The following is a 6,367-nucleotide window of genomic DNA, read 5'->3' as shown; positions in this document are numbered from 1 at the left end:
AAAAAATCGCTGGAAACTGGCCCGCTTCCCGCTGGGACGAACTCATGCCGTGGAACTGGAAACCCGAGCTGAAAACTACACGTCAAGCAGCATAAGCGCGGCCTGCAGAACTCGCTTACCATGTATCGCACAACCAAAGCGCAAGACTATACCGCGCGACAGTCCGAGCCGCGCGGTAAAAGAGCCATACTTCTATGCTAGATCGCGGACCTTCGGTTCGCGGTCCCAGTAACGGGCGATACCGCAGCGGGGGAAATCAGCGATCGCCACGACGCCAGAGTCATATTCGACATTGGCCTTGGCCAATAGTTTTTTGGTCCCTTCGCAATAGGCAATGGTTTTACAATGCGCATAGGCATCGGCAAACCATTGGACTGCCGCGCTGTCCTTCAACAGTTTCTCCACGGCATCAGGCATGAGGATGGAGGCGATGGCATCGAAGATGACGGATGGTGAGCCAGCCAATTGACCATCGGCCTGAAGGGTTCCGCCCTTCACTTTGATCTTGCCGATTTTCGGTGCGACCAGAAAAGCTGTGCCTCCCGCCGATTCGACGGCGGATTTGATGCGGTCGATGCTTTCCTTGTCGGAGCCGTCCGAAAAGAGGATGCCGACTTTGCGGCCGAGTAGCTGGTCCGATGCTGACTTTGGAGATGCTTGTTTTTGAATCGACAGAGCGTCGGTGATTTCCATGTCGATAGGATCGCGCGCGGCGGGTGCTTTTTCGGGCAGGTCCATCGCTAGGCCGTCGGCGATGCGCTCTGCTAATTGTTCATCAATGTTGCGCAGGCGGGATAGGATGCGGGACCGGACATGTTCCAAGCTGACCTTGCTGAGTTCAAAGACGATGGCTGAGGCGATATGCGCCTGCTCATTCGCGGTTTGCGAACGGTAGAAGAGGCGCGCTTGGCTGTAATGGTCGGCGAAAAGTTCTGATCGAACGCGGAGTTTCTGGCTGGGGTCATTGCGTTCGTCATTGGCGCGAAAGCTGGTGAAGCCATGTTCCGGGCAGGCGCGGGGGCCGCCATCTTCGCCCACATCGGACAGGCTGTTGGGTTCATAATTGGCGCGGCCTTTGGGCAGATGGGTTTGCATCATGCCGTCGCGTTGGAAATTCTGGAACGGACATTGGGGCGCGTTGATGGGGATTTGGTGGAAGTTGGTGGTACCCAAGCGGGATTTCTGGGTGTCGAGATAAGAAAACAGCCGCCCTTGGAGTAAGGGGTCGTTGGTAAAGTCTATGCCCGGAATGATATTGCTGGGCAGAAAGGCCGCTTGTTCGGTTTCCGCAAAGAAATTGTCGACGTTGCGATTCAGAGTCATGCGTCCGATGATGTCGACGGGGATTTCATTTTCGGGAATCAGCTTTGTGGCGTCGAGCACATCATAAGCTTGTTTCGCGGCCCAAACTTCGTCGAAAATTTGAACGCCCAAATCCCAAGCAGGGAAATCGCCGCTGTCAATGGCTTCGAACAGGTCGCGGCGGTGGAAGTCTGGGTCTGCACCTGCGATTTTTACCGCTTCGTCCCATGTGGTGCTTTGGATGCCCAGCACGGGTTTCCAGTGGAATTTTACATATTGGCCGTCGCCCGCATCATTGACGAAACGGAATGTGTGCACGCCAAACCCTTCGATCATGCGTAAACTGCGCGGAATACCGCGATCAGACATGGCCCACATGATCATATGCATGGTTTCGGGCATCAGGCTGACGAAATCCCAAAAGGTGTCATGGGCCGATGCAGCTTGGGGATAGCCGCGGTCGGACTCCATCTTCACGCTATGGACCAGATCGGGGAATTTCATCGCGTCTTGAATGAAAAAAACGGGGATATTGTTGCCGACCAAGTCCCAATTACCGGTTTGGGTATAGAATTTGACTGCAAAACCCCGCACGTCACGTGGTGTGTCCACAGATCCTGCGCCGCCCGCCACCGTTGAAAAGCGCGCAAACACCGGACAAGTGTCGCCGACCTTTTGAAATATAGAGGCTTTGGTGAGGGCGGGGATGGCCTTGGTGCATTCGAATACGCCATGCGCGCCGGACCCGCGCGCATGGACGATACGTTCAGGAATGCGTTCATGGTCGAAGTGAAAGATTTTCTCACGCAGAATAAAGTCTTCGATCAACGTCGGCCCGCGTGTTCCGCTACGCAGGCTATTTTGATTGTCCGAAATGGGGTGCCCATGATTGTCTGTCAGAATAGCGGTTGGGTCGGATGCATCGGTGGGGTGCTGCTGAGTCTCTCCGCCTTGACCGATTGATGGGGAAGTGGATTTTGCGCGGGATTTTTTCGCTGCTTTGCTGTTGCTCGTCATAGCCATCTACCTCTGCCAATGGATGGGGGTAAGATGGTAACGCGCCGTGATGCGAATAGGTCCGATGAGGGCTTTTGGGGCGCCGAATGACAAAGCGAGATAGGCCATCGATCAATGGCAGGCCGCTGCTTGGTATGGTTTCAGGATAAATCAGGCTGGCTGGCGGCGCTCAGATGCTCATTTTACGAAGAAGATATGAATGGCATCATGCATGGCGCCGCCGCGCCGGAAGATATGTGACCCTTATTCTTTTACGCTGACAGTCGCGACATATTCGCTGGCGGGCGTGCCGTCGAATACGGTTTTTTTCGGTCCAATTAATGTTTTACCTGCAGGCACCAACGCAAATCGAAGGGCGGCGTCACCGGGACCGCTGGCTTCATAGACAACACGATAAATGTCAATACCAGGGCCGCCTGCGTCCGCTTCTACGGTTGACGTTTTAAAGCGGAACGGGCCGGTTTCACCAAGATGATTTCCAGCCACCCATGTCATTTTATCTGCGCGCCGATAGGGCATGTTTATCGTCAAACTTCGTCCAGTCAGCACATGGGTGGGTGCGGGCAGATTGGCTGAACCGTTTGAATTTTCCGCTAACTTATCTGTTTTTTGACCTTGATGATCGCCTTGCTGCCCCCCAGAGGAGCAGCCTGCCAGAATGAGCATCATGACCATGCCGAATATGGCTTTATAGTTAGGCATCCGTCATCCTCCTGTTGCCATGGCTGTTGGTTGCAATGGATTCCAGCCTTTGGCATTGCGGAGTTTAGCAGCCAGACTTTGTCTTTTATTGTACGGAATGGACAAAAAGGACGTGGGTCGTGTAAGATTCTGCTCAGCCTGCGGCGCGTAACATGTACATGGGCGCATCAGTCTAGTGAATTGCTCGGCCCTATTGTGCGAGGCCATCCGCACCATAGGGCCGAGCATCCGTTGAATCAGCGCTATTAATGCGCCAATTGGGCCGCTGTATTGCGAACCAATTTCCCTGGCAGCGCACCTGTCGCCACGCCGTCATCATAGGTTTTCACGCCCGATACAAAGACGGCACGATATCCGTCCGCCAATTGCACCAGTCGTTTGCCGCCTGCTGGCAGGTCTTGCCGCATTTCTGGCGCGCGCAAATATAGGGACGATAGATCGATGATGTTCAGATCGGCCTTGCTACCAAGGCTGATTCGGCCACGATCGATCAGGCCCACGGCATCGGCTGGCTGGCTGGTTAAGGCAGCGATCACATCGGGCATGGGGATTTTTTCATGCGCTGCGGCGTCGCGTCCCCAACGGATCAGGAAATAGGTCGGAAAGCTGCCATCGCAAATCATGCCATAATGGGCTCCGCCATCGGCCAAAGCGACCAGCGTTTGTTGGTGGCGCAGCATTTCGTGCACGGCATCCAAATTTTGATCTCTATAATTGGCCCCCGGATTATAGATGATCGCCTTGCCATCATTTTCCAGCAACAGATCATAGGCATATTCTTCGACACTCAACCCCGCAGCAGCGGCGCGTTGATCGATCCGGTCCTCTAGAGCCGGTTCGTAATTGGGTGGGTCGCCCAGCATATAGCCGAACTTACAATTTTCGACGATTTTTAGCGTGATCGGGTTGGTGCTTTCCGCTTGTTCCGCCAATAATTGCGCCCGCAGGGCAGGATCCTTCATCGCCGCCACTTTTTCGGCCAAGCTCTTGTGCCTTAGGGGTTGGAAGCTGGGGTGCAACGCAAAGGGATGGAAGCTGAGGTCGAGGCCATATAGCATCCCGACGGGGCGGGGGGCGACCTGTGCCTTGATAGGCAGGCCGTCTTTCTTTGCCTCATCCAAATGATTCAGGAAGTTCCGCCACTCGCCCACTTCATCGGTGGGGATTTGCAACAGGGAAAAGGACAAAGGCCGCTGGGCCTGTGTAGCGATTTTCCGCATCAGGCCAAATTCTTCGTCGGCTGGGGCGGTAATGGCGGGAATCATTTGGAACACACCGGCCCCCGCGTCACGCAAACCGGACGCCAGCGCCAGCAATTCGTCGGTTTCGGAAAAGAGGCTGGGCGCCAACTCCCCCGCCACGGTGCGGTGCATGATGTTGCGCGATGTCGATACACCAAAGGCCCCAGCGCGAATCGCCTCGGCGGTGATGTCGCGCATGGCGGATAGGTCTTGCGCATTGGGCGGGTCATAAGTGACAGCGCGGTCGCCCATCACATAGATACGAATGGCAGAATGCGGGACTTGGGTGGCGATATCCAAATCAAAAGATCGGCTGCCCAGCACATCAAGATATTCTGAAAAAGTCTCCCACGACCAAGGCAGGCCCTCGGTCATCACAACCTCTGGTATATCCTCAACCCCTTCCATGATCTTGACCAAATTGTCGCGTTCATGGGGCTTGCACGGAGCAAAGCCGACACCGCAATTGCCGGTTAACACGGTGGTTACGCCATGGCCGGACGACGGGGCCATGCGATGTTCCCATGTGGCTTGGCCGTCATAATGGGTGTGAATATCCACAAAACCGGGGGTGACCATCAAGCCGGAGGCGTCGAAACGCTCGGCCCCATCGTCATTCAACTGCCCAATGCCCGCAATTTGGCCCGCCGCTATGCCGATATCGGCGACATAAGGGGCAGACCCCAAGCCATCATAGATCAGGCCATTCTTTATGATCGTGTCAAATTTTTGAGTCACGTCCATCTCCTCTTCCAATATCCCCAGCCTAAGCAAGTTATGGGCGCGGAACTGTCACCTAGTTGACAATTGGTGACATATAATTTGAACTCCGGCGGATGCGGGCGCTTCCTTCTTCTGTGCGGGCCTTGGTTTCCGACACCATCAGGGCGGACCCTTGGTTCTCGCTGCTCAAGCTAGAACGGCAGAATTTTCTGTTATCCCATGCGACCGCCCGTTCCATGGCGGCGGGCACACGGCTGTATCGGCTGGGGGACCCGCCCAATGGCTTGCACGCCTTGCTCAAGGGGCAAGTGCGCTTGATCAGCTATCCGCAACCGGGAATGGAAACACTCTCCAACCTTATCAGGCCGGGGCAATGGTTTGGGGAATTGTCGACGATCGATGGCCAAGGGCGACCCCATGAAGCGATGATATCCGAACCGTCAATATTGCTGACAATCAATGCGGCGGACATGCGCTTGCTGTTGGACAGCGACCCTTTGTGGTGGCGGGACTTGGCGTTGCTGGCGGCTATGCACCAGCGGCACGGTGTGCGGGAATATGTTCGTATGCGGGGGAAGAGCAGCCGTCAACGAATGGCGGGCTTTTTGGCCAATCGTGTGATGGGCGACAATAGTGCCTATGTCGTGCTGAACCAAAGCGAGCTGGCCCAGCTCATGGGTCTATCCCGTCAACGGATCAACATCCTCCTTGGGCGGATGCAAGGCGATGGGCTGCTTCTGGCCCATTACGGTAAGATCGAAATCCTCGACATGGACCAGTTGATGCGATTGGCGCGGGGATAAGCCGCCGATGATGATGCGATGATAGCTTATTTTGCTGTGCCCTGATGACGAATCTGGTCGCGCTCGGCGAATCTGTGGGGCGATTCTCCAGAAATGGGGCGCGATTCGGATGATGATTCGGCCAATTTCATAGATTTAGCTTTGAAGGGCACCGAAAAATCGACCACCGCGACATGAATTTATCACCCAAAGAAATAAGGGGAGAAAAAGCAAAATAGCTTTGGAAAACTGCGGGCTACAGGGGGAATGGGTAGGTGTGATTTTACCGTATGACAGTGGAATATGACAAGTTTTTCACAAACATTGGTTGACGGTTCGGACTGATCCGCTTAGAGGCGTTTTTACCGGACGGGTCGCGGCGGAAACGCTGCACTGTTTGGTCGCCAACATAGACGGATAGCATGGTTTCTCGAATGAGAATTTCGAGGGATGGAAGGCTGTCCGGTTCTTTGTCTGGTGTGATCTTTGAAATTGTGATTGTCGATGAAGGGACATGTGGGCGGCGGCCCTGGTTCTTGCAGCTTTAAGGTGCAAGCAAATCAGGTTAAAAAGCCAAGCCTGACCTACATGTCTTACACG

At 54.8% G+C, this 6,367-nt stretch carries 4 protein-coding genes; 1 reads left to right on the top strand and 3 read right to left on the bottom strand.

Features of this window, described 5'->3' with window-relative positions:
* Positions 1 to 192: 192 nt before the first annotated feature.
* The 3 genes from LKO31_RS14420 to LKO31_RS14410 form a co-directional block, all read right to left on the bottom strand.
* Complete coding sequence (locus LKO31_RS14420) at positions 193 to 2,319, bottom strand: catalase (protein WP_407699291.1); 2,127 nt, start codon at positions 2,317 to 2,319, stop codon at positions 193 to 195.
* A gap of 243 nt (positions 2,320 to 2,562) precedes the next feature.
* Positions 2,563 to 2,994, bottom strand: a complete 432-nt coding sequence (locus LKO31_RS14415) for a hypothetical protein (RefSeq protein ID WP_227691273.1) — start codon at positions 2,992 to 2,994, stop codon at positions 2,563 to 2,565.
* A 272-nt stretch (positions 2,995 to 3,266) separates the two neighbouring features.
* Positions 3,267 to 5,000, bottom strand: coding sequence for an N-acyl-D-amino-acid deacylase family protein (locus tag LKO31_RS14410; RefSeq protein ID WP_227691272.1), 1,734 nt, complete (start codon positions 4,998 to 5,000; stop codon positions 3,267 to 3,269).
* 98 nt (positions 5,001 to 5,098) lie between these two features.
* Between LKO31_RS14410 and LKO31_RS14405 the strand changes: the two genes are divergently transcribed.
* Complete coding sequence (locus tag LKO31_RS14405) at positions 5,099 to 5,788, top strand: Crp/Fnr family transcriptional regulator (RefSeq protein WP_227691271.1); 690 nt, start codon at positions 5,099 to 5,101, stop codon at positions 5,786 to 5,788.
* Positions 5,789 to 6,367: the final 579 nt, after the last annotated feature.

It is taken from the genome of Sphingopyxis yananensis, assembly GCF_020687785.1.
Taxonomy (GTDB): domain Bacteria; phylum Pseudomonadota; class Alphaproteobacteria; order Sphingomonadales; family Sphingomonadaceae; genus Sphingopyxis; species Sphingopyxis yananensis.
Note: the sequence above shows the minus strand (reverse complement) of the source record. Positions and strands in the feature narration are given on the sequence as shown.

Excerpts from the sequence above, each read along its gene's own strand:
- LKO31_RS14405 (WP_227691271.1), top strand. The coding sequence starts at position 5,099 with ATGCGGGCGCTTCCTTCTTCTGTGCGGGCCTTGGTTTCCGACACCATC.
- LKO31_RS14420 (WP_407699291.1), bottom strand. The coding sequence starts at position 2,319 with ATGACGAGCAACAGCAAAGCAGCGAAAAAATCCCGCGCAAAATCCACT.
- LKO31_RS14415 (WP_227691273.1), bottom strand. The coding sequence starts at position 2,994 with ATGGTCATGATGCTCATTCTGGCAGGCTGCTCCTCTGGGGGGCAGCAA.